At 54.0% G+C, this 19,383-nt stretch carries 21 protein-coding genes and 1 rRNA gene; 15 read left to right on the top strand and 7 right to left on the bottom strand.

The genetic code is table 11. The features are described from left to right. Positions 1-141 precede the first annotated feature (141 nt). The 3 genes from rrf (at position 142) to crtI (ending at position 3,017) form a co-directional block, all read left to right on the top strand. A 5S ribosomal RNA gene (gene rrf / locus O146_RS0100650) occupies positions 142-260 on the top strand. A gap of 124 nt (positions 261-384) precedes the next feature. Then, positions 385-1,323, top strand: coding sequence for a phytoene/squalene synthase family protein (locus O146_RS10575; RefSeq protein ID WP_035000453.1), 939 nt, complete (start codon positions 385-387; stop codon positions 1,321-1,323). Next, on the top strand, positions 1,320-3,017 hold the full coding sequence (crtI, locus tag O146_RS0100660) for a phytoene desaturase family protein (RefSeq protein ID WP_027017405.1): 1,698 nt from the start codon (positions 1,320-1,322) through the stop codon (positions 3,015-3,017). Before O146_RS10575 ends, crtI begins: the two co-directional genes overlap by 4 nt. A 10-nt stretch (positions 3,018-3,027) precedes the next feature. Here crtI and O146_RS0100665 read toward each other — a convergent pair whose 3' ends face one another. Continuing rightward, a complete protein-coding gene (locus O146_RS0100665; protein WP_035000455.1) occupies positions 3,028-4,032 on the bottom strand; it encodes a pseudouridine synthase in 1,005 nt (334 codons plus the stop codon). An 18-nt stretch (positions 4,033-4,050) separates the two neighbouring features. Between O146_RS0100665 and O146_RS13085 the strand changes: the two genes are divergently transcribed. From O146_RS13085 to O146_RS0100685, 4 genes are all read left to right on the top strand, one after another. Next, positions 4,051-4,182 carry a hypothetical protein gene (locus O146_RS13085; protein ID WP_021353439.1) on the top strand — a complete coding sequence of 44 codons (132 nt, stop codon included), beginning with the start codon at positions 4,051-4,053 and terminating at the stop codon, positions 4,180-4,182. Between the two features lie 229 nt (positions 4,183-4,411). Beyond that, positions 4,412-5,308 carry a universal stress protein gene (locus O146_RS0100675; protein WP_023018763.1) on the top strand — a complete coding sequence of 299 codons (897 nt, stop codon included), beginning with the start codon at positions 4,412-4,414 and terminating at the stop codon, positions 5,306-5,308. 3 nt (positions 5,309-5,311) lie between these two features. Continuing rightward, positions 5,312-5,569, top strand: coding sequence for a GlsB/YeaQ/YmgE family stress response membrane protein (locus O146_RS0100680; RefSeq protein ID WP_021353441.1), 258 nt, complete (start codon positions 5,312-5,314; stop codon positions 5,567-5,569). Between the two features lie 188 nt (positions 5,570-5,757). Further along, a complete protein-coding gene (locus O146_RS0100685) occupies positions 5,758-6,384 on the top strand; it encodes a TetR/AcrR family transcriptional regulator (protein ID WP_021353442.1) in 627 nt (208 codons plus the stop codon). Here O146_RS0100685 and yidC read toward each other — a convergent pair. Then, positions 6,381-7,643 (bottom strand): membrane protein insertase YidC, encoded by a 1,263-nt coding sequence (gene yidC, locus O146_RS10580; RefSeq protein ID WP_051619175.1) that lies wholly within the window; start codon positions 7,641-7,643, stop codon positions 6,381-6,383. The two genes, O146_RS0100685 and yidC, sit on opposite strands and share 4 nt — an antisense overlap. Positions 7,644-7,752: 109 nt before the next feature. Here yidC and O146_RS0100695 point away from each other — a divergent pair, with 109 nt between their 5' ends. Further along, on the top strand, positions 7,753-9,075 hold the full coding sequence (locus tag O146_RS0100695) for a sensor histidine kinase (protein ID WP_021353444.1): 1,323 nt from the start codon (positions 7,753-7,755) through the stop codon (positions 9,073-9,075). Between the two features lie 53 nt (positions 9,076-9,128). Next, positions 9,129-9,767 (top strand): LuxR C-terminal-related transcriptional regulator, encoded by a 639-nt coding sequence (locus O146_RS0100700; protein ID WP_021353445.1) that lies wholly within the window; start codon positions 9,129-9,131, stop codon positions 9,765-9,767. Positions 9,768-9,776: 9 nt separating this feature from the next. Here O146_RS0100700 and O146_RS0100705 read toward each other — a convergent pair whose 3' ends face one another. Beyond that, on the bottom strand, positions 9,777-10,412 hold the full coding sequence (locus tag O146_RS0100705) for a DUF6474 family protein (RefSeq protein ID WP_021353446.1): 636 nt from the start codon (positions 10,410-10,412) through the stop codon (positions 9,777-9,779). 86 nt (positions 10,413-10,498) lie between these two features. On the opposite strand from O146_RS0100705, the gene O146_RS0100710 reads away from it, so the two are divergent. Then, positions 10,499-12,157, top strand: coding sequence for a TM0106 family RecB-like putative nuclease (locus O146_RS0100710; protein WP_027017408.1), 1,659 nt, complete (start codon positions 10,499-10,501; stop codon positions 12,155-12,157). Here the strand turns inward: O146_RS0100710 and O146_RS0100715 are convergent. Further along, the gene (locus O146_RS0100715; protein WP_021353448.1) at positions 12,154-13,362 is read right to left on the bottom strand and encodes an MFS transporter; all 1,209 of its coding nucleotides are present in this window, start codon (positions 13,360-13,362) and stop codon (positions 12,154-12,156) included. The genes O146_RS0100710 and O146_RS0100715 overlap by 4 nt on opposite strands. 569 nt (positions 13,363-13,931) lie before the next feature. Here O146_RS0100715 and O146_RS13180 point away from each other — a divergent pair. Continuing rightward, complete coding sequence (locus tag O146_RS13180; RefSeq protein WP_425265827.1) at positions 13,932-14,186, top strand: integrase core domain-containing protein; 255 nt, start codon at positions 13,932-13,934, stop codon at positions 14,184-14,186. Positions 14,187-14,287: 101 nt separating this feature from the next. Here O146_RS13180 and O146_RS0100720 read toward each other — a convergent pair whose 3' ends face one another. Together O146_RS0100720 and O146_RS0100725 are read right to left on the bottom strand one after the other, a co-directional pair. After that, positions 14,288-15,028 carry an ABC transporter ATP-binding protein gene (locus O146_RS0100720; protein ID WP_027017409.1) on the bottom strand — a complete coding sequence of 247 codons (741 nt, stop codon included), beginning with the start codon at positions 15,026-15,028 and terminating at the stop codon, positions 14,288-14,290. A 10-nt stretch (positions 15,029-15,038) separates the two neighbouring features. Next, positions 15,039-16,409 (bottom strand): FtsX-like permease family protein, encoded by a 1,371-nt coding sequence (locus O146_RS0100725; protein WP_027017410.1) that lies wholly within the window; start codon positions 16,407-16,409, stop codon positions 15,039-15,041. Positions 16,410-17,013: 604 nt separating this feature from the next. Between O146_RS0100725 and O146_RS12920 the strand changes: the two genes are divergently transcribed. The 4 genes from O146_RS12920 to O146_RS0100745 all read left to right on the top strand — a co-directional run bounded on the left by O146_RS12920 (position 17,014) and on the right by O146_RS0100745 (position 18,620). Next, positions 17,014-17,325, top strand: coding sequence for a transposase (locus O146_RS12920; protein WP_021353451.1), 312 nt, complete (start codon positions 17,014-17,016; stop codon positions 17,323-17,325). 189 nt (positions 17,326-17,514) lie between these two features. Next, the gene (locus O146_RS13185; RefSeq protein WP_420681833.1) at positions 17,515-17,802 is read left to right on the top strand and encodes a DDE-type integrase/transposase/recombinase; all 288 of its coding nucleotides are present in this window, start codon (positions 17,515-17,517) and stop codon (positions 17,800-17,802) included. Positions 17,803-17,928: 126 nt separating this feature from the next. Beyond that, positions 17,929-18,126, top strand: a complete 198-nt coding sequence (locus O146_RS13190) for an integrase core domain-containing protein (RefSeq protein WP_420681876.1) — start codon at positions 17,929-17,931, stop codon at positions 18,124-18,126. Positions 18,127-18,218: 92 nt separating this feature from the next. Then, entirely contained in the window at positions 18,219-18,620 is a 402-nt protein-coding gene (locus O146_RS0100745; protein WP_021353452.1) for a hypothetical protein, read from the top strand. A 143-nt stretch (positions 18,621-18,763) separates the two neighbouring features. Here O146_RS0100745 and O146_RS0100750 read toward each other — a convergent pair whose 3' ends face one another. Beyond that, complete coding sequence (locus O146_RS0100750; RefSeq protein WP_018121637.1) at positions 18,764-19,366, bottom strand: superoxide dismutase; 603 nt, start codon at positions 19,364-19,366, stop codon at positions 18,764-18,766. Positions 19,367-19,383 lie beyond the last annotated feature (17 nt).

The raw sequence follows: 19,383 nt of genomic DNA on the forward strand, positions 1-19,383 counted from the left end.
CATACCGGTTTTTGGCTGGTGTTTTTCGTGAGAGATTAATTTTTGTTGTGCTTTGCGTCCACTATGCAGTGTTTGACACACCACGCCGTGTTTGTGTGGTTGACGGGCACATGGTTTTTTGTGTGTTGTCTGGTTGGTTGTGTCGGTGGTTGATAGCGGCAGGGAAACGCCCGGTCCCATTCCGAACCCGGAAGCTAAGCCTGCGTCGCGCTGATGGTACTGCACTCGGGAGGGTGTGGGAGAGTAGGTTGCTGCCGACACTATATAATTTCATGTTTGGTTGTTTGTTTGGCCCGTGGTTGGGTGCACCCTGGTGGTGCATTCAACCACGGGCCACAAACATATCCACAGTTAGATTCTTGAATATAGAGAGGCGACGAATGGATGAGCGACAACGTTAGCTATGAATCCCTAAGCCTCTACGATGCTACAGCCGACAAAGCTGCCAGCGCCGTCATAAAGCAGTATTCAAGCAGCTTTCATATCGCGACCTGCCTGTATCCGAAACCTATTCGGCGAGACATCCGCAACCTCTACGCGGTAGTCCGAATAGCGGATGAAATAGTTGATGGAACCCTGCACAAAGCAAACTCTCTCGCGGGCAATACTCATTGCATGAGCAATGCTTTAGCCTCTTATGAACAGACCATCCTTAATGCACCGGACAAGCGTTTTCATACTGACCCGATTGTGCACGCTTACGCCAATACTGCCCGACGGTGTCGATTCCCAGAAGAACACTTGCAAGCATTCTTTCGCTCAATGCGCATGGATCTGAGTACGACCAGCTTTGCTGACACAGAGCTGCAAGAATACATCTATGGTTCCGCGGAAGTCATAGGACTGCTATGCCTCGATATTTTTTACGCCGAGACACCACGCCCAGATTCAGCTACCTGGTCACGGATACAGGAGGGGGCACAACGCCTCGGCGCCGGCTTACAAAAAATCAATTTCCTCAGAGACTACACTGAAGACACTACAGTTCGTCGGCGCGATTATTACCCTCGCTTGTCCGCACCGTCCGCAGAAGAAGCATTCAACAGCATCTTGGCAGAAGCTCGCTCCGATCTGCTAGCAGGCGCACGAACAATCAAATTACTCCCTCCCAGCGTTCAACCGGCGGTAGCCGCGGCATCCGAAATTTACTTGGAATTAGCGCGCAAACTCTGCCGGCACCCGGAAGCGGTTATCGGTGCAGGCACTAACAAACGCAGGTTATCGGTCCCGAAGCCGGTTAAAACCCGGCTAGTCAGTCAGGCAATATTTCGTTCCGGTTATGGTGCCGCGCTACACAAACTAACCCGGAAGGCAGGCGCATGAAACCCCAAGTGTTGGTGATAGGCGCCGGTATCAGCGGGCTTGCTACCGCCGGGCTTCTGGCAAGGCGCGGGTTTGCGGTCACGGTCGTCGACAAGAATGAGTCCGTTGGTGGCAGAATTGGCGAAATATCCGACTCCGGGTTTCGGTTTGAAACCGGGCCCTCGTGGTATTTGATGCCAGAAGCATACGATCAATTTTTCCGCATCATGGGTACAAGTACCGCCGCGCAGTTATCACTGTCGGTGCTTGATCCGGGTTACCGCGTGTGGACAGACGTCGGCGAATACGTCGATGTGCCCCGTGGGGCAGACAAGGTCGCGGAGTTATTTGAATCGATTGAGCCAGGGGCAGGAGCACGCTTGCGTAGTTACCTGGCATCCGCACACCTGGTTTATTCCGTTGCCCTCAGTCATTTTTTGTACACTACCTTCCGTTCAGCGTCTGCGTTTTTTCAGCCAGAGGTCCTGCGCCGTTCCGGGCATCTGCTCCGGTTTTTGTTGGTTCCCCTACAGCAGTTCGTCGAGAAGCAGTTTCGCGATCACCGTCTGCGTAAAATTCTGCAATATCCAGCGGTGTTTCTTTCGACCCAACCAAGTACAGCCCCGAGTTTGTACCACTTGATGAGCCACACTGACTTGGAACTGGGGGTGCGATATCCAACTGGTGGTTTCCGGGCTATTGTAGATGCAGTCGCACAATTGGCGCACGAGCATGGTGTCCGCTTCGAATTAGGATCCGAGGTTGTTCGTCTGGATTGCGCGGATCGCAACAACAGCCCACGACGCTCCAGCCAGCAGGACCGCAGCACGTTGTACTCCGGTGCACAGGCGGATAAGGCTCATATCAAGCGCGTCGAGGTGCGGACAGCGGAGGGTAGCCAGACTTATTACCCTGACCTCGTGGTGTCCACGGCAGACCTGCACCACACTGAAACTGTGTTGCTTCCTCGCAAATACCAAAGTTACCCCGAAACGTATTTTGCGAAAAAAGACCCTGGGATCGGCGTCGTACTGGCCATGTTGGGCGTTCGCGGAGCGCTTCCAGAATTAGCTCATCATTCATTGCTGCTGTCCCCGGAGTGGCAGAGGGATTTTTCTGCCGTATTTTCGGCAACCGGCGCGCTACCCGAAAATAAGAGTTCGTTATCGCTGTACGTGTGTAAGCCCTCGGCAACCGATGCGACAGTGGCTCCTGCCGGTTACGAAAATCTTTTTGTACTAGTACCTACAGCGGCCGATCTGGGGATTGGCTACGGTTCTGGCGATCATGCCGACGAACGCAATAATGTTGCTTTTGCGCAGCAGGAATCACCGGCGGTAACAGCTATCGTCGACAAGGCTGTGGCTCGGATTGCCCAAGTGACAGGCGTTAATGATTTGGCGGAGCGAATTGTGGTGCGGCATACGCTCGCGCCAGGAGATTTCGCGAAGGATTTCCATGCTTGGCGCGGTGGTGCTCTGGGCCCGGCGCACACGCTAGGGCAATCTGCGATGTTTCGACCGCAGAATAAGTCGAAAAAACTCTCCAACCTTTACTACGCCGGTGCGACTGTCGCGCCCGGGGTGGGGGTGCCGATGTGCCTGATTTCGGCCGAAAATGTTCTCAAACGTATCGATGGGCGGACAGATTCCCGTCCCATGCTTGCCGACGAAGTGCTGCATGGCAGCCACTGTAAGCGAAATCGCAGCCACTAAAAACGAATCTTTAACTTTGCTGCAAGGTATCGAGCACCCCTAGCTCGGTACGAAAACTGCGCTGCCGGCCGTTTAACGGATCGGTGAAAGAGATTTCCCGGGCGATGAGATGCATGGGCACCGCAAAATCTTCTTCATCCTCTTTATATATCCGCGGATAAACAGGATCGCCCAAGATGGGTACTCCTGCCGCCCACATATGCAGGCGCAGTTGATGTGTTTTACCAGTGACCGGGGCCAACCGGTAACGCGCCAGTGGTGGCTGCGGGCCGTGGATTTTTTCCAGCTCGGTTTGTTCTGCCGGGCTGCACGGAGTGATGGCATCTACATAGGTGATCGCATTGGTTTCGCCTTCCACGAAGCGGCCCTGCAATTCGCCAGGGTGTTTTTCGAGCCGGGAACGCCAGCTAAGCCGACAGTCGTGAGCAAGCGAGTCGGCCAACTCTGGATCATAAGCCGCGACGGCCTCGTACACCTTGGATACCTGACGTTGCGCGAACAGGGTTTGATACGGCCCGCGCAGTTCGGAGCGGGTGGTGAACACGACCAACCCGGAGGTTAAACGGTCCAGCCTGTGGGCAGGGGAAATCTCCGGGATACCGGTGAGCCGACGCAACTGCACAGTCGCGGTTTGCACAATGTGGCGAGCCCGCGGCATCGTAGCCATGAACGGTGGCTTGTGGACCACCAGCAAGTCATCGTCGCGGTGGATTATCGTGAGCTGGTAGGGAATTTCGGCTTCCGGGGCAGGGGTTTTGTAGAAGAAGACCTCACAATTTTCGGGTAGCAGCTCGTTGGGGGAAAGCGGGGTGCCGTTGTGGCGCACCACCTCGTGATCGCGAAAGCGTTGGTAAATCGCCTCCCAATTATCATCTGGGTGGCGATGTCTCTGGGAAAAAATTACCTCGGCGACGGCATCGACAGCTCGAATTCCGGATGGTGGGGCGCCTTGAATGCGGATGCGCGTGGGGTTCAGACCATCTTTGATGGGTAACGGGGTGGACTTTCGGCGCATGTCGTTTATTATATCGTTATGGATTTAAACGCATTCTTAGAACCAATCACCAACTTCTTTGCCTCTGAAATTGGCGCCACCATCTCACGGGTACTGCACAGTATTTTCCAGCTTCTCTACCCAGCTAACTCGGAAGCTGCACATAAATAAAAGGTTTCCCACTCCTCCCACGCCTTGTCGCTTTACAGGGCTTTGGTTTTGGACGCGATGAAGAGCACGAAACAGCCGTGGTGTGCATTGTAAATCTACGGACAGTGTCGGTGATCGCGGTTATACTGGGTGGTGGAAGGGATATTTTCGCCGGATTTGCTCATATCAGGTTCGGTCAGAGGTATTCACCAGTTATGGCTGAAAACGACCTGGAGAAAGGGCGGTCACAATGTCCAAAGAAGATATCATTGTAGTAGCAGTAGACGGATCCGATGCTTCCAACGAGGCTGTCCGTTGGGCAGCAAATGCAGCGGCAAAGCGTGGGGTTCCTCTACGTCTGGCTTCTAGCTACACGATGCCACAGTTTTTGTATGCAGAAGGCATGGCTCCGCCGAAAGAGCTTTATGACGAGCTGCAAGGCGAAACTTTAGACAAGATTGAAGCCGCGCGGAAGCTGGCTTTAGAAGTGGCTCCTGAAATTAAGATCGGTCACACGGTGGCCGAGGGCTCTCCGATTGACATGCTATTGGAGATCTCCAATGACGTCACCATGATTGTTTTGGGCTCCCGCGGTCTGGGCGGTTTGTCTGGCATGGTTATGGGCTCTGTTTCTGCTGCGGTAGTTTCCCACTCCACCTGCCCAGTCGTGGTGGTTCGGGAAGATTCCGGAGTTACCGAATCCTCCAAGTATGGCCCAGTCGTCGTCGGTGTGGATGGTTCTGAAGTTTCCCAAAAAGCCACTGAATACGCCTTTGCCGAAGCGCACGCCCGTGGCTCTGAGCTGATTGCGATCAACACCTGGATGGATATGCAGGTGCAGGCATCGCTGGCAGGCTTGACGGCTGCGCAGAAGGAATGGGAACAAACTGAAAAAGAACAAAAGCAGATGATGGATGAGCGCTTGTCTGCTTTAGTGAAGAAGTACCCAGAGGTACCGGTGAAGAAGGTCGTGACCCGGGATCGTCCGGTGCGGGCATTGGCGGAAAACGCGGAAGACGCTCAGCTGCTGGTGACCGGTTCACATGGCCGCGGCGGATTCAAAGGAATGCTGCTAGGATCGACTTCTCGTGCACTGTTGCAATCCGCGCCGTGCCCAATGATGGTTGTTCGCCCAGAATCGGAGTAAAAAATGGAAACCCTTAGCTTGGGAATTATCGCCTGGATTATTATCGGTGGTTTGGCAGGTTGGATCGCCGGTAAAATTAAAGATTCTAGCCAGGGTTTCTTCGGAAACATCCTTGTCGGCATCGTCGGCGGTCTACTCGGTGGTTGGCTACTGAGCCTGCTCGGCTTCGATGCTGCTGGCGGTGGTTTCTGGTTCAGCCTGCTCACAGCCATTCTTGGTTCAGTGATCCTGCTGTCTATCCTGAATGCGATTAAGAAATAATGCTGCGAAAGTAGCTGCACTAAGCCAGTCGGTTTCTACCGGCTGGCTTTTTTAGTGACCAAAATCTGAATACAAAAAGTCTTACTAGTGCGCGCGAACTGAACCGGGTGGTCTATATTGTATGAAGACCGACTAGTGCAGGTGCGTGGTCTGATCGCGCATACGGCTGAGAACAGGAAGGAGCCGGAGTGAGCACCGCCAAGAAGAAGACGACGGCTAGCCGTCGCCAGAACCGCCCGAGTCCCCGCACTCGGTTGCTCAACTCTGCCACCAAACTTTTCGACACTGAAGGCATTCGTGTGATCGGTATTGACCGGATTTTACGCGATGCAGATGTTGCCAAAGCCTCGCTATATTCGTTGTTTGGTTCCAAAGACGCGCTGGTGACCGCCTATATCGAGAAACTTGACGAGGACTTTCGGGAAGATTGGCAACAGCGCACGGCAGAACTCACCAATGTGGAAGACAAGCTTTTGGCTTTCTTCGATAAAGCCATCGACGATGAACCAAAAAAGGATTTTCGCGGCTCGCACTTTCTCAACGCAGCTAACGAATATCCAAAGCCAGAGACTGACTCTGAACGGCAAATCATTTCTGCGTGCATGAACCACCGTAGCTGGGTGCATGACACCATGACCACGCTGTTAAACGAGAAAAATGGCTACCCGTCCGCAACCCAGGCCTCGCAGTTGCTTATTTTCCTCGATGGCGGGCTTGCCGGGGCACGCCTGACCCGCAGCATCAACCCGCTGGTGACAGCACGAGACCTGGCGCGCCAGATGTTAGCGGCGCCACCAGCGGACTATTCGATTTAGTCGCGCCCACCTTCCCTTGGGGTATCGCTCGCGTCGCTAGAGGTATTTTCGGTAGTCGTATCCTGCGGAGAGTCGGCATTTGTAGATCTAGCCTGGGCAGCCTTCTTTTCGGCCTTTTCCGCCCGGCGCTGACGCGAAATCTCTAGTCGTGCTTGCTGCTGCTTTTTCCGCAGCTCCTTTTTCTCGGCGCGCTCCTGCTCTGCAGCGCGTTGCTTTTCTGCGCGGGTGGCGGCGAGTTCTTTTGCATACTCCGGATCTTTTCGCGCACGCTTATTTTCTTGTTTGCGTTCCCGTTTGCTCTGCTTACGGTCCTTTTTCCGCTGCCGGAATAATTGATGTGACTTACGTCGAGCCTCGTGATGCTCTTCTCGCAGTGGGTAGCGCACACGTACCAGCACAATGAACAATAGCGATTGCACCAAGGTCCACAAGTTATTAATGAACCAATAAATAATAATGGCCCAAGGGATCGGCACGTTAAAAGCGACAAAGAACAGCATGATCGGCACAAATACCGACATCACGATCAAGAATTTGAATAACCGGCGCGCGATAGCATTCGACCATTCAGTGGTATAGAACGCGCGGAAGGTACTGATCACCAAGTTGATTGTGGTAAATGCAATAGCCAGTAGCAGCGCGGGCATCATCCCAGAAACGACTTCCGTGGTGCTAATACCAAAGGCCTGCTCTAGGTCTGGGCCCATCGAGGCGAATGCCGGAAGCGGAATGCCTAAAAATTCTGTGTGACGGAAGTCGCTGACCTCCGCGGCAGTTAATAAGCCGATTGATTCTGCCGGCGCAATGCCCGTTTCTGCGCCAGAGCTGCCCGCAGCGCCTGCCTGTCCGGAACCGCCTTCTAGCGGGTTCGCCATTAACAACAGCAGCCGATACAGGCCGATGAAAACCGGAATCATGATCAGTGGCGGGATACACCCCATCACTGGGCTGTAACGGTATTCGTCGTAAAGCGCTTGTTTTTTCTTTTGATATTCGCGAATCTCGTCGGTGCTGGTTACTTCCGCGTATTGTTCCTCAAGAGCGTTTAGGCGCGGACGAAGTAATGCGATGACGCGCCCAGAACGGGCGGAATACCAGGTCAATGGTGCGATCAGCCCGCGGACAGTGACGATGAGAAACGGAATGGAGACCAGCCATGACACGGAGTCTTCTAGCCCAAATATATTTTGAAAGATCAGGTGCCATAGTTTCATGACCGCCGAAACTGGGTACATGAACAAGTCATATAAAGCTTCCATAGAAAGAGCGCGCTTCCTTCCGACGAGGATCGTTTCTGCCGGGGATTAGGCAGAAAAACACCGGCCGTTTAAAGTCTAGCCGTACGGCTGCACTGGGTAAGCTGTGGGCATGAGCAGCCCGGATCTTGTTGCAAAAAACGGTGATACTGACGTTGTGTCCGAATCCGATTTACGTGTGCCGCGTTCGGTAGCGGTGACGCCTGATTCCGCAGCAGAGGCAGAGGCCGCGATTGCCGATGTAGTAGCTGATCGTGATGTGCTGGGTGATGGCATTCATGTGCTCACCGCCGTGTTGTTAGTGGTTGGTGTGGTCGGTTCATTGCGTATGCCGTTGCCTGAAGCCAGCTTGAACCTCATTTTGTACACTGCTTTTGCCGCAATCTATTTTGCCGGTTCGGTGTATCTGGATGAGAAAGAAGAAAGCGTCCAACTATTTTGGCTTTTCGGTCTCCTAGCTGTGTGGATGGCGATTATGTTCGTCACCCCAATGGGGGCCTACCTGGCGTTTACTATTTTCTTTTTGTTTCTGCGGGTGCTCGATGGGGTACGTGGGATTGTCTCCGTCATGTTTGCCACCAGCATCACGGTGATCATGCAGATTCCCTCTGGACTCACCCTGGGCGGCATCATGGGGCCGACGGTCTCTGCTATTGTTACCGTCGCAATCTATTTCGCCTTCACGACGCTGTCCCACATCAGCCGCCAACGCGCCCAGCTGATCCATGAGTTAATGGAGACTCGTGAGCAGCTAGCGGAATCCGAACGCGAAGCCGGAATTAATGCCGAACGCCAACGTATCGCCCACGAAATTCACGACACCCTGGCGCAGGGGTTGTCCTCCATTCAAATGTTGCTGCACGCGGCGGACCGGGGCTTAGATCGTATCGACGCCGCGCATGAGGGCGATGAGGCAGTGGATTCGTCTCAACCGCGCCACCACATTGAACTTGCTCGCACCGTGGCCGCTGATAACTTGCAAGAGGCCCGGGCCATGATCGCCGCGTTGCAGCCGGCCACATTGGCGGAGACTTCCTTGCAACAAGCCTTGGAACGTGTTGCGCAGAATTGGGCAGACACCAGCGAGATCGTCATTGACGTAGAGGTGGACGGTACAGCGCGGCAGCTGCCGATGAAAACCGAGGCCGCATTGTTGCGTATCGCGCAGGGGGCAACCGGCAACGTCGTCAAGCATGCTGGGGCTAGCCGGGCGCGCATTACCCTGACTTACGACGAGGACATAGTGCGTTTGGACGTGGTGGATAATGGAGCTGGTTTTGATCTTGCCGACGTCGACAAGCGCCCTAGTGGGTTGGGGCATGTGGGCTTGGCAGCTATGCGGCAGCGGGCCGCCGAGCAAGGCGGACAGATGGAAATTGAAACCGAACCTGGGCGCGGGACCGCGGTATCGGTGACGATGCCGTGCACGGAATAGCCGGGGAGTAAGATAAAGCTAAGTAACCGTCAGAAAAGGGGTAGTTGTCCACCATGATCAGAGTCTTGCTGGCAGACGATCACGAGATCGTGCGCCTTGGGCTGCGCGCAATTTTGGATGATGCGGAAGACATCGAAGTTGTTGGCGAAGTTGCCACCGCCGAGGCCGCGATTTCTGCCGCGCATGCTGGTGGCATTGACGTGCTGTTGATGGATCTTCGATTTGGCGCTGGCGCAGAAGGTCACCGGGTAACGGGTGGGGCAGAAGCCACGCGCACGATTAAAACTTCAGTGCCACACCCACCAAAAGTACTGGTGGTGACGAATTATGACACGGACGCGGACATCCTCGGCGCAATTGAGGCCGGGGCAGTGGGCTATTTGTTGAAAGATTCCCCGCCGGCGGAATTGTTGGCTGCGGTGCGTTCGGCAGCAGAAGGTGATTCTGCGCTGTCGCCGGTGGTTGCGGATCGTTTGATGACGCGCGTACGCACCCCGCGCAGCTCGTTGACCCCGCGTGAGCTAGAGGTGCTGAAGCTGGTGGCCTCGGGTTCGTCGAACCGTGACATCGGCACCGAGTTGATGTTGTCGGAAGCCACCGTGAAGTCTCACTTGGTGCACATCTACGACAAGCTGGGTGTGCGCTCCCGGACCTCGGCGGTGGCTGCTGCCCGGGAGCAGGGAGTGCTTTAACAGCGCGCGTTACCCTTCAGCGATATTGCGCTGAATATCCTCAGTGATTAAGTCAATATCGTTGCTGACGCTGCGGTGCGCGCGACGACGCTGCTGGTCGGTCATGAACTCCGCGTTGTCGACGGCTGCTTTCAGCTCGTCCAAGCGCTCGTTAATATCGCGCTTGTATCCTGGCTTCACGCTGGTGTCCTGCAGCGAATTGCGGATTCCCTGAATGCGCGCCTTCAAATCCGCACCGTGGCCGCTAAACTGCGCCATCTGTTCTGGGGTGACACCAGAGCGCTGTGCGGTTCGTTTACTGAACTGATCCTGCGCGGCAGTGATACCGCGGTAAATTAACGGCAGAGCCAGCGGCAGCAGCACGCGGGAAGCACCGGCGAAACGCTTGATGTTATCGGCGTTGAATTTGCCGGTTTGCAGCTTATCCAGCTCCATCTTCGCCATTTTTTCCTGGTGCTTGCGTTTGGATTTCAAGCCCTTGTTTTCGTCTTTAATAATCGCGCGTTTTTGCTTTGCCAGTAGTTTTTCGCGGCGGGCGCGTGCCTTCGAATCAGCTTTGATCTCTGCTTTCGCGCGGGCCTTGGCAGCTTTAACGGCGGCTTTGGCATCGCTACGGCGCTTACGGAGTGACTTCATCAAGCCCATGGTGTGCTCACCTTTGCTGAAAATTGCGTATTTTTACCAGTTGCTGATTCAACAATACCTGGTGGTCTCGACTAGGCTGACCACCTGTGATCGGCTGTCGGGAATTTGTGGAAGCGCATGACCTCGTCGGCTGCCATTATCGCCTGGTGCAAGCCCGCCGTTACCCCGAGACCCCGGCGACGGAATCTTCGCAAGAACGTGCGTTGCGCAGCGCCGATGCCCGGGCAGAGGTGGCTGCCTTATTGCCGATAGCCCCCGCGCTTGGCGACGGCCGCCGCCGGAATTTCCAGCGAATAGATTTAGGTCCGCTGCCTGCTGGTGATGCTGCGGCGGTGGAATGCCGGGAGTTTGACACCTTAGAAGCCCTTGCTTGGCAGCCAGATCTGATTACCGGCGCGGTGCTGGCGGGAACCACGGGTGATCGTGAAACCGGGGACACCGCCGGAAGCATGGGTACGCCTGGCGGGGCTGATATTCCGCACAACGGGCAGGCTGGCAACGATGGCAACACGCCTGTGGACTGGAAAGTCTCCGTCGACGCTTTGGTACGCACCGGGGACAACGCCTACCTGCCGGTGATGGTCAGCAACCACCGCGTGGCGCGAGAAAAAACCGGTGGCGCGGTAGCTGTTCTTCCCACTCACCGCGCCGGGCTGGGCCAACCCATCACCGAGCAATTCGCCTTGCGTCAGCATTCCGTTGACGGTTACCGGTTGGGCCTGGCAGCACGAGCGCTCGATGAACTCGGGCTGGCTACCGGTCGTGGTGGTTTGATCGGGCAGGATCGTCTCCGGATTTTCCTGATGGATACCCAACGGTTCCAGCGAGGGTTGTCGAATGCGCTTGCTGCTGTGCAACCGGAGGAATTACCACAGGGGCCGCGGCGTCGAAAAGAGTGTGCGAGCTGTCGGTTTTGGGTCTATTGCGAGCACGAATTGCAGGACACCGACGATATCAGCCTGTTTTTATCCGGTGACCGGGCTGATCATCTGCGTGAACGCGGGATCACTACCGTGGAGGCGCTGCGTCGGGCAGATCCCTCTGTGGCCGGTGATTATGCCCAATTGGCGGATGCGTGGCGGCGTGGAATCACCTTTTTAGCCCGCAGGCCAGCACAAGAGATGCGGATACCGCGTGCCGACGTCGAGCTGGACATCGACATGGAAGCCTACCTCGACCAAGGCGCGTACTTGTGGGGTGTGTGGGATGGCGCGAACTACCACCCGTTTGTCACCTGGGACGAGCTCGGTGGGGCGGCAGAAGCGCGTAATTTCGCGAAGTTCTGGGAATATCTGTGCCAGCGGCGTCGGCAAGCAGAATCGGTGGGCCTTAGCTTTCGGGCATATTGCTACTCTGCGCATGGGGAAAATCATTGGATGCGCATGTCAGCGCGACGTTTTGCAGGCCAGCCAGGTATTCCGAGCATGGAAGAGGTCAGCGCGTTTATTGCCTCCGAGCAGTGGGTGGATGTGTTCCGCTATGCCAAGCAGTTTTTGGCCGATACCGCGGGCATGGGGCTGAAACAGGTGGCGGCGACGGCAGGGCATCGTTGGCCAGATGATGACGTGGATGGCGAACAGTCGGTGAATGCGCGCCGCAAAGCCGTGGGCGATGGGCCGGAGGCAACCCGCTCCCGGGAGCAGCTTTTGGGCTATAACCAGGGCGATTGCCAGGCCACGCGGGTGGTGCGGGATTGGTTGTGCGCGGGTGCGCCGGGCGTGCCACGGATGCGGAGTGTTCGCTAGTCAGCGTTAGGTGTTTCCTTGGCGTGCGCGAAAATCCCGAGCGCCAGCATCGCACCGGCCAACAGCACAAGCGTGCCGACGAAGCCCCACCACGGTAGGGCGGTAAAAACCAAGCCGGATAGCGCGCCGACGACCGACGAGCCCAGGTAGTAGCACAGCACGTACATGCTGGATGCTTCGGCGCGGTTGTGTTCTGCGATGGCGCCCACCCAGCCAGAAGCGATGGAATGGGCGGCGAAGAAGGAAGCGGTAAAAATCAGCAAGCCGGTCAGGGTCAGCCACAGCCACGGGGTGGCAGTAAGTAGCAACCCGATGATGAATGCGGTGGTGGAAAATACCAGCACTGTGCCGCGGGAGAATCTTTCCGCCAGTACACCTGCCCGGGCAGCGGAATAAGTGCCGCTGAGGTAAGCCAAAAATGCCAGTGCGACGATGCCTGGGGACAGCTCGAAATAGCCGATCAAGCGGAATGCCAGGAAGTTATACAAAGAAACGAACACCCCCATGGCGAGAAAAGCAATGAGAAACATGGCCGCCAGCGATGGCGTTTTCCAGTGCGTGACCATGGATTCGTATTCGGTGCGAAACCGCAGGGCTTTCGGCTGGAAGAACTGCTGGCGCGGCAGAGTGAGCGCCACGATGATGGCGAAGCCGAGAGCTAGGAGGGATGCACACAGGATTGCTACGCGCCAGTCGGTGACTTCCAGCAGCATTGACGGGATCAGGCGGCCGGTGAGCCCACCGACGGAATTGCCAGCGACGTAGACGCCCATGGCGCGGGCCAGGAAGCGGTGGTCGAGTTCTTCAGCCAGCCAAGCCATGGCCACCGCGGGTGTACCAGCGATGAAAGCACCGTGTAGCAAACGCAAGGCGATGAGCTGGTGGATGGTGTGTGCGAGCGGAAGCGTCAGCCCGATAAGCGAGGCCGCGATGGCGGAGATAATCAGCACTCGGTTGCGGCCAAAGCGTTCCGAGAGGATCGAGGCCGGAACCACGCAGATTGCCAACATTCCCGTGGCGACGGAGACTGTCAGCGCTGCGACGGTTGGTGTGGTGTCGAAGGCGTCGACAAGCGCAGGCAGCATAGCCTGGGTGACATACAGCCCGTTGAATACGGCCAGCCCCGCTGCCAGGACCGCGACGGTGGCTAACCGGTAGTTACGTTCTCCCCGTTGTAGGCCGCGTGCGGGTACTGTTTGTGTCATATATTACATGGTGTCACGTTTTTCACTGCGCGGTTGAAGTGTCCCAGGTTTTGTTCCGTCTGAGTAGGTGGGAAAATCTGGACTATGTCCAAAAATTGATCAGGATGCGAAGGGCCACGTCGTTCGTTTAATTGAGGATCGCATCCTGCCGAAAGGTCTTGTTGATAGAGGTCGAATGTAAATCGTTGCACCAAAGGTTGGTACCTCCTGACGTACGGCACGCCAGTGACTACAACGAGCCCGGGCACAAGGAATACTACGCACGAAAAACCCGAGCTCATCGCAGAGCTGGCCCCATGGCGGCGGGAAAACCACAAGTTGCGAGATACCAACGAACTGCTGAAGACTGCCTCAGGTTTTTCGCCTCGGAACCAGGCTCAAAGCCTCCGTTATGATCCAATTCATCGATAACTATCTTGATCATTTTTCTGCCTGAATTCATCTGCGAGACGTTAAACACCCACCGTGACGGTGGGTTCATCACCTCGCGTAAATTCCGCGAATCTAAAACCCGGACTCCGACCAAGCTGTGAGTAACAGATATTACGTATCCACGCTCCCAGCACGGGATTGTCGCTTCTACCATAACTGTCAGAGACTCCTATGACAATGTTCCAGCGGAAAACGGGAATGGCTCCGACAAAAATGAGCTGATCCATAACCGAAAATGGGATGATACTGTCGAGGAGAAAATCGCGACGTTTGAGCGGGTGCATTGGTGGAACGAGAAAAGTCGACACCAAAGCTTGGGATACCGCACACCGCCTGAGGACGAGGAAGAGTTTTGGTCCGGCACCCCGGGGCACAAGATGATGGAAACCTAAGCAAAAGCCGCGGAAAAACCGGCGCACTCCATTACCAATAGTTCGCTTGCATACCCCGTATGCAAAACCCAAATGCACCTATTCTCTTCATAAAATGCAAACTACAATTTCTTTTCATTTCCGTTATTCGTATCAAGAGCTTGGAACAGTTCTTGCCTTGTTGGGGTTTCCAGGTTCTTTGTCAACATTCCATCCGACAAGACAACGGCACGCTGTGCCTGTGCTGCCACCTCTAAATCATGTGTCACCATGACGACAGCAGCGCCTTGTCGGCTGAGCTCTGCAAGTTCGTTCATGACTAAGCTCCCCGACCGAGAGTCCAACGCACCCGTCGGCTCATCGGCGAACAACACTCGAGGCTTCATGGCTGAGGCCCTGATAATCGCCACTCGTTGGCGTTGGCCACCAGAAAGTTGGGCAGGATAATAATTCTTCCGTTCGGCCAACCCAAACTTTTCAAAAAGGCTATTCAGCTCCTTTTTCGCTATTTTTTTAGATACGAATCGTAAGCCAAGCTGGACGTTTTCCATGGCTGTCATGGAATCCACCAAATTATAATCTTGAAAAACGAAGCTCGCGTTTTTACGACGAATATCGCTCCGCTGGTTTTTGGACGCAGTCACCAAATCAACTCCACACAAAAAACTGTGCCCAGAGTCAGCTTGCACGAGTCCAGAAATGCAGTAAAGAAACGTTGATTTTCCCGATCCAGAAGGTCCAACGATTGAGATAAACTCGTTCTCAGTGACAGAAAAGTTGATCCCCCTAATGACTTGCTCTTTTTCCTTCTTATTGATTGAGAATGATTTTTTCAGTTCCTGTGTGTCAATAATCTTGTTCATTTTACTTTCCTTAATGCGAGATTGCGGTGATATCGAGCTTTCTGGATTCCTTAAATGTTGGAATCACAATAGACACGGCAAGTAGCGAAAACCCGGCAATAAGCAGGAAATAGGTTTCATTTCCAATCCATACGGGGCTAGCGTCCGGAACCGGCCCTTGTCCAAATGCGATACCGATGGCTAAAGCATTAAATCCCAGAATAATCGAGGAAATCACAACAGCCGATAAGAAATAAATAATGCATTCAAATACGGAAGACCACCGAATTGAAGCTGTAGTTGCACCCAAGGTTTGCAGCAAGGCAACGTCATGTCGTCTCCACTCATTCGTAAGAGACACGGCAATCACACCAGAAAAAGCGGCGATAATGACGGGCGCACCAAAGATCAGGATGATTTGGCTTGTTGGACTAACCTGAAGGTCCGACTCATTTGCACCCGAGACATACATAATGTTCTTGGTTTGGTTAACCATGCCGAAGATACAGCCAACCGACGCCGCTGCCACAACCAATGGGGTAACAACAGAGGTAGACAACGTGGCTCGTCGACGAGCCGATGTTCTGGCAAGTACCCAACTGTCCAGCCAGTTCAGTGGCAATAGTCGACCTATCAAGGTAACAACTGGTTTCACCATCACTCGGTCTGACAAGCCATAGGCGAGCAACAATCCAAGCCCTGCACCCCAATAAGAGGAGAGTAATCCGCCGAGACGCTCCATGTCATCAATTGGTGAAGTTGATGCAATACCGATATACCCAATAATGATTCCTGTTATGATGAGGCCTGAGATTATTAGTTTGACAATGCTTCGAGAAGGCGCTTGTTCAGGCATGTCCATCACGGCCTCTACAGGCTCCACCTTTTTCAGCTGGCGTGTTCCCAAAATCAATGCTAAGAACAACACAACAAAAGCTATCCCCGGCCCAAAAGTCCAAGCCCACGCAGTCAAAGGCTCTGATAGCGCAGGCAGTACTAGGAACCCTGTGTGGTCAATAATGCGCCCGAGAGCTGGCCACGATAAGAATGCTAGGGCACTTCCCATCAGAGATCCTGCTAAGGAACTAATAGTAGCTATCCCTATATATCTCGACCTCGCTTTCTGAGGAGAGGCACCGATGACCTGCCAAAGCGCTATGCGCCGAGAATCTCGTCGAATAGCTACTTTGACAACAGACGGAAGGCACATCAGCACTGCCAAACATGTTAGGGCTATTTGAAGACCACCCATAGCTGCGAACTGTTCACCCGACTCCGCTTCAGAAGCCTGAGCGCCGACGATTATAATTCCAAGGGAAAGAGAAAGCATCCAAGAAGATACTAGAGTTAGTAACAGAACTGCTATAGAAACAGGTTTAAGGTCTCGAATTTCTTTATACATACGCTATCCTCAGTTATTCATAAAATTTCACTATCGCATATAATGTATAGATAATATAAATAAGAATAAATAGGACGCTAGCCAGGCGTACGCCTTTTAATGTTCCACTCATTCCTTCGGCTTTTTCTTTTATTCCCAGCATGCACAGTAACGTTTTGTAACCGTCTGAATTATAAAGCGGAAGAAAATTAACACAGATTCCGAATGTATATAAGATAAACGTAACGGTACTCAGCTATAAGAATTCCAGTACGTTGAATAATGACGCCAAAACTAGGCAATAGTCCCAACTGCAGTAACCGTCAGAACCGAGGATGGCTCCACAAACAACAAAGTGTCAGTTGTTATTTTGATCTGTCAGCTGCACTGCTTCAACCTCCAGATTAAGTTCCTGAATTATTTTCTCCACCTCCTTCCTGAATTCGCCATTTACTTGTTCTTTGAAGCCTACATCATATTTAGACCCCATAGTTATTTAGACAACAAATCTGGTTCTTATTGAGACATCTACCCCGGATAGGGCTGGGATTGCCCAGGTTCTTTTTCGCCTGAGAGTAAGTGCCCCAGGTTTTGTTCCGTTTGAGTAGATGGGAAAATCTGGAACATGCCCAAAAAATTTGACCAGGATGCGAAGGACCGCGTCGTTCGCTTGGTGGAGGATCGCATCCTGGCAGAGAACATGTCGATGCAGGCTGCGTGCCAGGCAGTAGCCCCAAAGTTGGGGGTTTCATGGCACACGGCTCGTCAATGGGCGCAGGCGGCTCGTCGAGAAGGACGCGTCACTAATCCGTTGCCTGAAGATCTTGTTGCAGAGGTGAGCAAGCTGCGTCGTGAAAACCACAAGCTACGCGACACTAATGAGTTGTTGAAAGCTGCCTCGGCTTTTTTCGCATCGGAACTCGACCCGAAACGTTAAGAAATGATCCGGTTCATCGATGCGTATTGGGATCGTTTCACAATCGAGTTCATCTTCTACAACGGTGAAGAATAATCGTGAAAGTGGCTTCATTACCTCGCGTGGTTACCACCAATCCAAAGCCCATGGTGCGCGCTTGGCTGTGAAGGCATCGCTATCGGTCGTGAGCAGACTGCCAGATTTATGCGTATGGCTGCCCTGTCTGGTAGAGGCAAAGGCGGGAGACCTGTCACCACCCGCACACCCAAAGGGCCGGATCTGGGGCCTGACCTCGTTAATCGTGAATTCAAAGCACCGGGACCAGGAAAACTGTGGGTGGCTGGCATTACCTATGTACGGACACGAAAAGGATTCGTCTACACGGCTTTTGTCACCGATGCGTACTCCCGCGGGATTGTCGGGTGGGCACTATCTGATTCGATGCGGACTTCAGGCGCTACCGCTCCAGGTGCTCAACCAGGCGATTGTCAGTGCTAAGGAAACTTCCAGGGTTGGTTTACCATTGTGACTACGGGTCGCAGTATGTCAGCGTTGTCTACAACGAGCGAGGTGCCCAGCACGGGATCACTGCGTCCACCGGGACTATTGGCGACTGGTATGACAATGCTCTGGCCGAAAACGTCAACGACCCTTTACAAGAACGAGCTCATCCATACCTGCATGTGGAATGATGTTGTCGACGTGGAGAGTGCAGCCTTCGACTGGGCGAATTGGTGGAACGACGCAAGGCTTCATCAGAGCCTTGGCTACCGCACACCAACGGAGATTGAATCAGAGTTGTGGAGCCATCAACCAGCCTGAGAAATAATAGAAAATAAGGCATATGCCTAGGAACAAAACCCGGAGCACTTCAGGTGCTGGTTTTCCGACTCTAGATTAGGAGTGGAATAAACATGCTGAAACCTCTGGAAAGCATCACAATTCTTTCGGTACTCGTGGCCCTCGCGCTCTATGTATTGATTAGCATTATTGCTGCCTCGGGTGACGGATTTCCGTTTCTTGTTGGCGCATTATTTCTTCTGGCCGCCGCTATCGCGGTTGTGCTTATCGGGATAAATATTTCGCTCTGGAGCCATAAGCGGGCACGGTATTGTACATCCGCGATAGGAAAAATCGGCGCGTGGATAATTACCGCCGGAATTGTTATTGCAGTTGCTGCCGTTATTACTCAGCTGTTTCGTGCCGGTGGTTTTTGGGAACCGCTGTTTAGTGAGCTTTTATGGGTAATAACTGCAGCCACCGTACTACTGTGGCTGGGATTTATCTTTCTTATGGTTTCCGGGAGAACGCGCTAAGCCAGAATGGTTGCCCGCGAGGTAAAAACTCCGAAGAGATAAAAACCGCCACTAAAAACTGCCACGAAAAAACGCCGTGTCCAGCACGTAAAGTGCGCGGACACGGCGTTCCTGCAAGCCGCAGCGATGATGCGGCGGAAGGTTTACTTCTTCGCTGCTGCGAAACGCTCTGCAACGTCGTCCCAGTTGAAGACGTTCCAGACAGCCTTGACGTAATCAGGCTTGACGTTCTTGTACTGCAGGTAGAAAGCGTGCTCCCACATATCCAGCATCAGCAGTGGGGTGAAGTTCACGGAAGTGTTGCCCTGCTGGTCGGTCAGCTGCTCAACGAGCAGGCGACCAGCAATGTGGTCGTAACCCAGCACGGCCCAGCCGGAACCCTGCAGGCCGAGTGCTGCTGCGGAGAAGTGCGCCTTGAACTTCTCGAAGGAACCAAAGTCGCGGTCGATAGCCTCTGCTAGCTCACCGGTTGGCTCGCCGCCACCGTTAGGGCTCAGGTTCTTCCAGAAGATGGAGTGGTTGGTGTGGCCACCCAGGTTGAAAGCCAAGTTCTTGGACAGCGCACGGATGCGGTCTGGGTTGGCTTCGCCGTTGCGCTCTTCTTCCAGAGCGTCCAAAGCTGCGTTAGCACCCTGCACGTAAGTGTTGTGGTGCTTGGAGTGGTGCAGCTCCATGATTTCGCCGGAGATGTGTGGCTCCAGAGCGTTGTAGTCATATTCGAGTTCTGGGAGTTCGTAAACAGCCATTATCGCTAAATCCTTTC

It is taken from the genome of Corynebacterium pseudodiphtheriticum DSM 44287 (genome assembly GCF_000688415.1).
Lineage (GTDB): Bacteria > Actinomycetota > Actinomycetes > Mycobacteriales > Mycobacteriaceae > Corynebacterium > Corynebacterium pseudodiphtheriticum.

What these genes read in the sequence shown, in the direction of transcription:
- O146_RS13085 (WP_021353439.1), top strand. Translation starts at nt 4,051, where the DNA reads ATGGATTTAAACGCATTCTTAGAACCAATCACCAACTTCTTTGCCTCT.
- O146_RS0100725 (WP_027017410.1), bottom strand. Translation starts at nt 16,409, where the DNA reads ATGTATAAAGAAATTCGAGACCTTAAACCTGTTTCTATAGCAGTTCTG.
- O146_RS0100665 (WP_035000455.1), bottom strand. Translation starts at nt 4,032, where the DNA reads ATGCGCCGAAAGTCCACCCCGTTACCCATCAAAGATGGTCTGAACCCC.
- O146_RS0100700 (WP_021353445.1), top strand. Translation starts at nt 9,129, where the DNA reads ATGATCAGAGTCTTGCTGGCAGACGATCACGAGATCGTGCGCCTTGGG.
- O146_RS13185 (WP_420681833.1), top strand. Translation starts at nt 17,515, where the DNA reads ATGGCTGCCCTGTCTGGTAGAGGCAAAGGCGGGAGACCTGTCACCACC.
- crtI (WP_027017405.1), top strand. Translation starts at nt 1,320, where the DNA reads ATGAAACCCCAAGTGTTGGTGATAGGCGCCGGTATCAGCGGGCTTGCT.
- O146_RS0100675 (WP_023018763.1), top strand. Translation starts at nt 4,412, where the DNA reads ATGTCCAAAGAAGATATCATTGTAGTAGCAGTAGACGGATCCGATGCT.
- O146_RS0100750 (WP_018121637.1), bottom strand. Translation starts at nt 19,366, where the DNA reads ATGGCTGTTTACGAACTCCCAGAACTCGAATATGACTACAACGCTCTG.
- O146_RS0100720 (WP_027017409.1), bottom strand. Translation starts at nt 15,028, where the DNA reads ATGAACAAGATTATTGACACACAGGAACTGAAAAAATCATTCTCAATC.
- O146_RS13190 (WP_420681876.1), top strand. Translation starts at nt 17,929, where the DNA reads ATGCTCTGGCCGAAAACGTCAACGACCCTTTACAAGAACGAGCTCATC.
- O146_RS0100715 (WP_021353448.1), bottom strand. Translation starts at nt 13,362, where the DNA reads ATGACACAAACAGTACCCGCACGCGGCCTACAACGGGGAGAACGTAAC.
- O146_RS0100695 (WP_021353444.1), top strand. Translation starts at nt 7,753, where the DNA reads ATGAGCAGCCCGGATCTTGTTGCAAAAAACGGTGATACTGACGTTGTG.
- O146_RS12920 (WP_021353451.1), top strand. Translation starts at nt 17,014, where the DNA reads ATGCCCAAAAAATTTGACCAGGATGCGAAGGACCGCGTCGTTCGCTTG.
- O146_RS10575 (WP_035000453.1), top strand. Translation starts at nt 385, where the DNA reads ATGAGCGACAACGTTAGCTATGAATCCCTAAGCCTCTACGATGCTACA.
- O146_RS0100680 (WP_021353441.1), top strand. Translation starts at nt 5,312, where the DNA reads ATGGAAACCCTTAGCTTGGGAATTATCGCCTGGATTATTATCGGTGGT.
- O146_RS0100745 (WP_021353452.1), top strand. Translation starts at nt 18,219, where the DNA reads ATGCTGAAACCTCTGGAAAGCATCACAATTCTTTCGGTACTCGTGGCC.
- O146_RS0100705 (WP_021353446.1), bottom strand. Translation starts at nt 10,412, where the DNA reads ATGGGCTTGATGAAGTCACTCCGTAAGCGCCGTAGCGATGCCAAAGCC.
- yidC (WP_051619175.1), bottom strand. Translation starts at nt 7,643, where the DNA reads ATGGAAGCTTTATATGACTTGTTCATGTACCCAGTTTCGGCGGTCATG.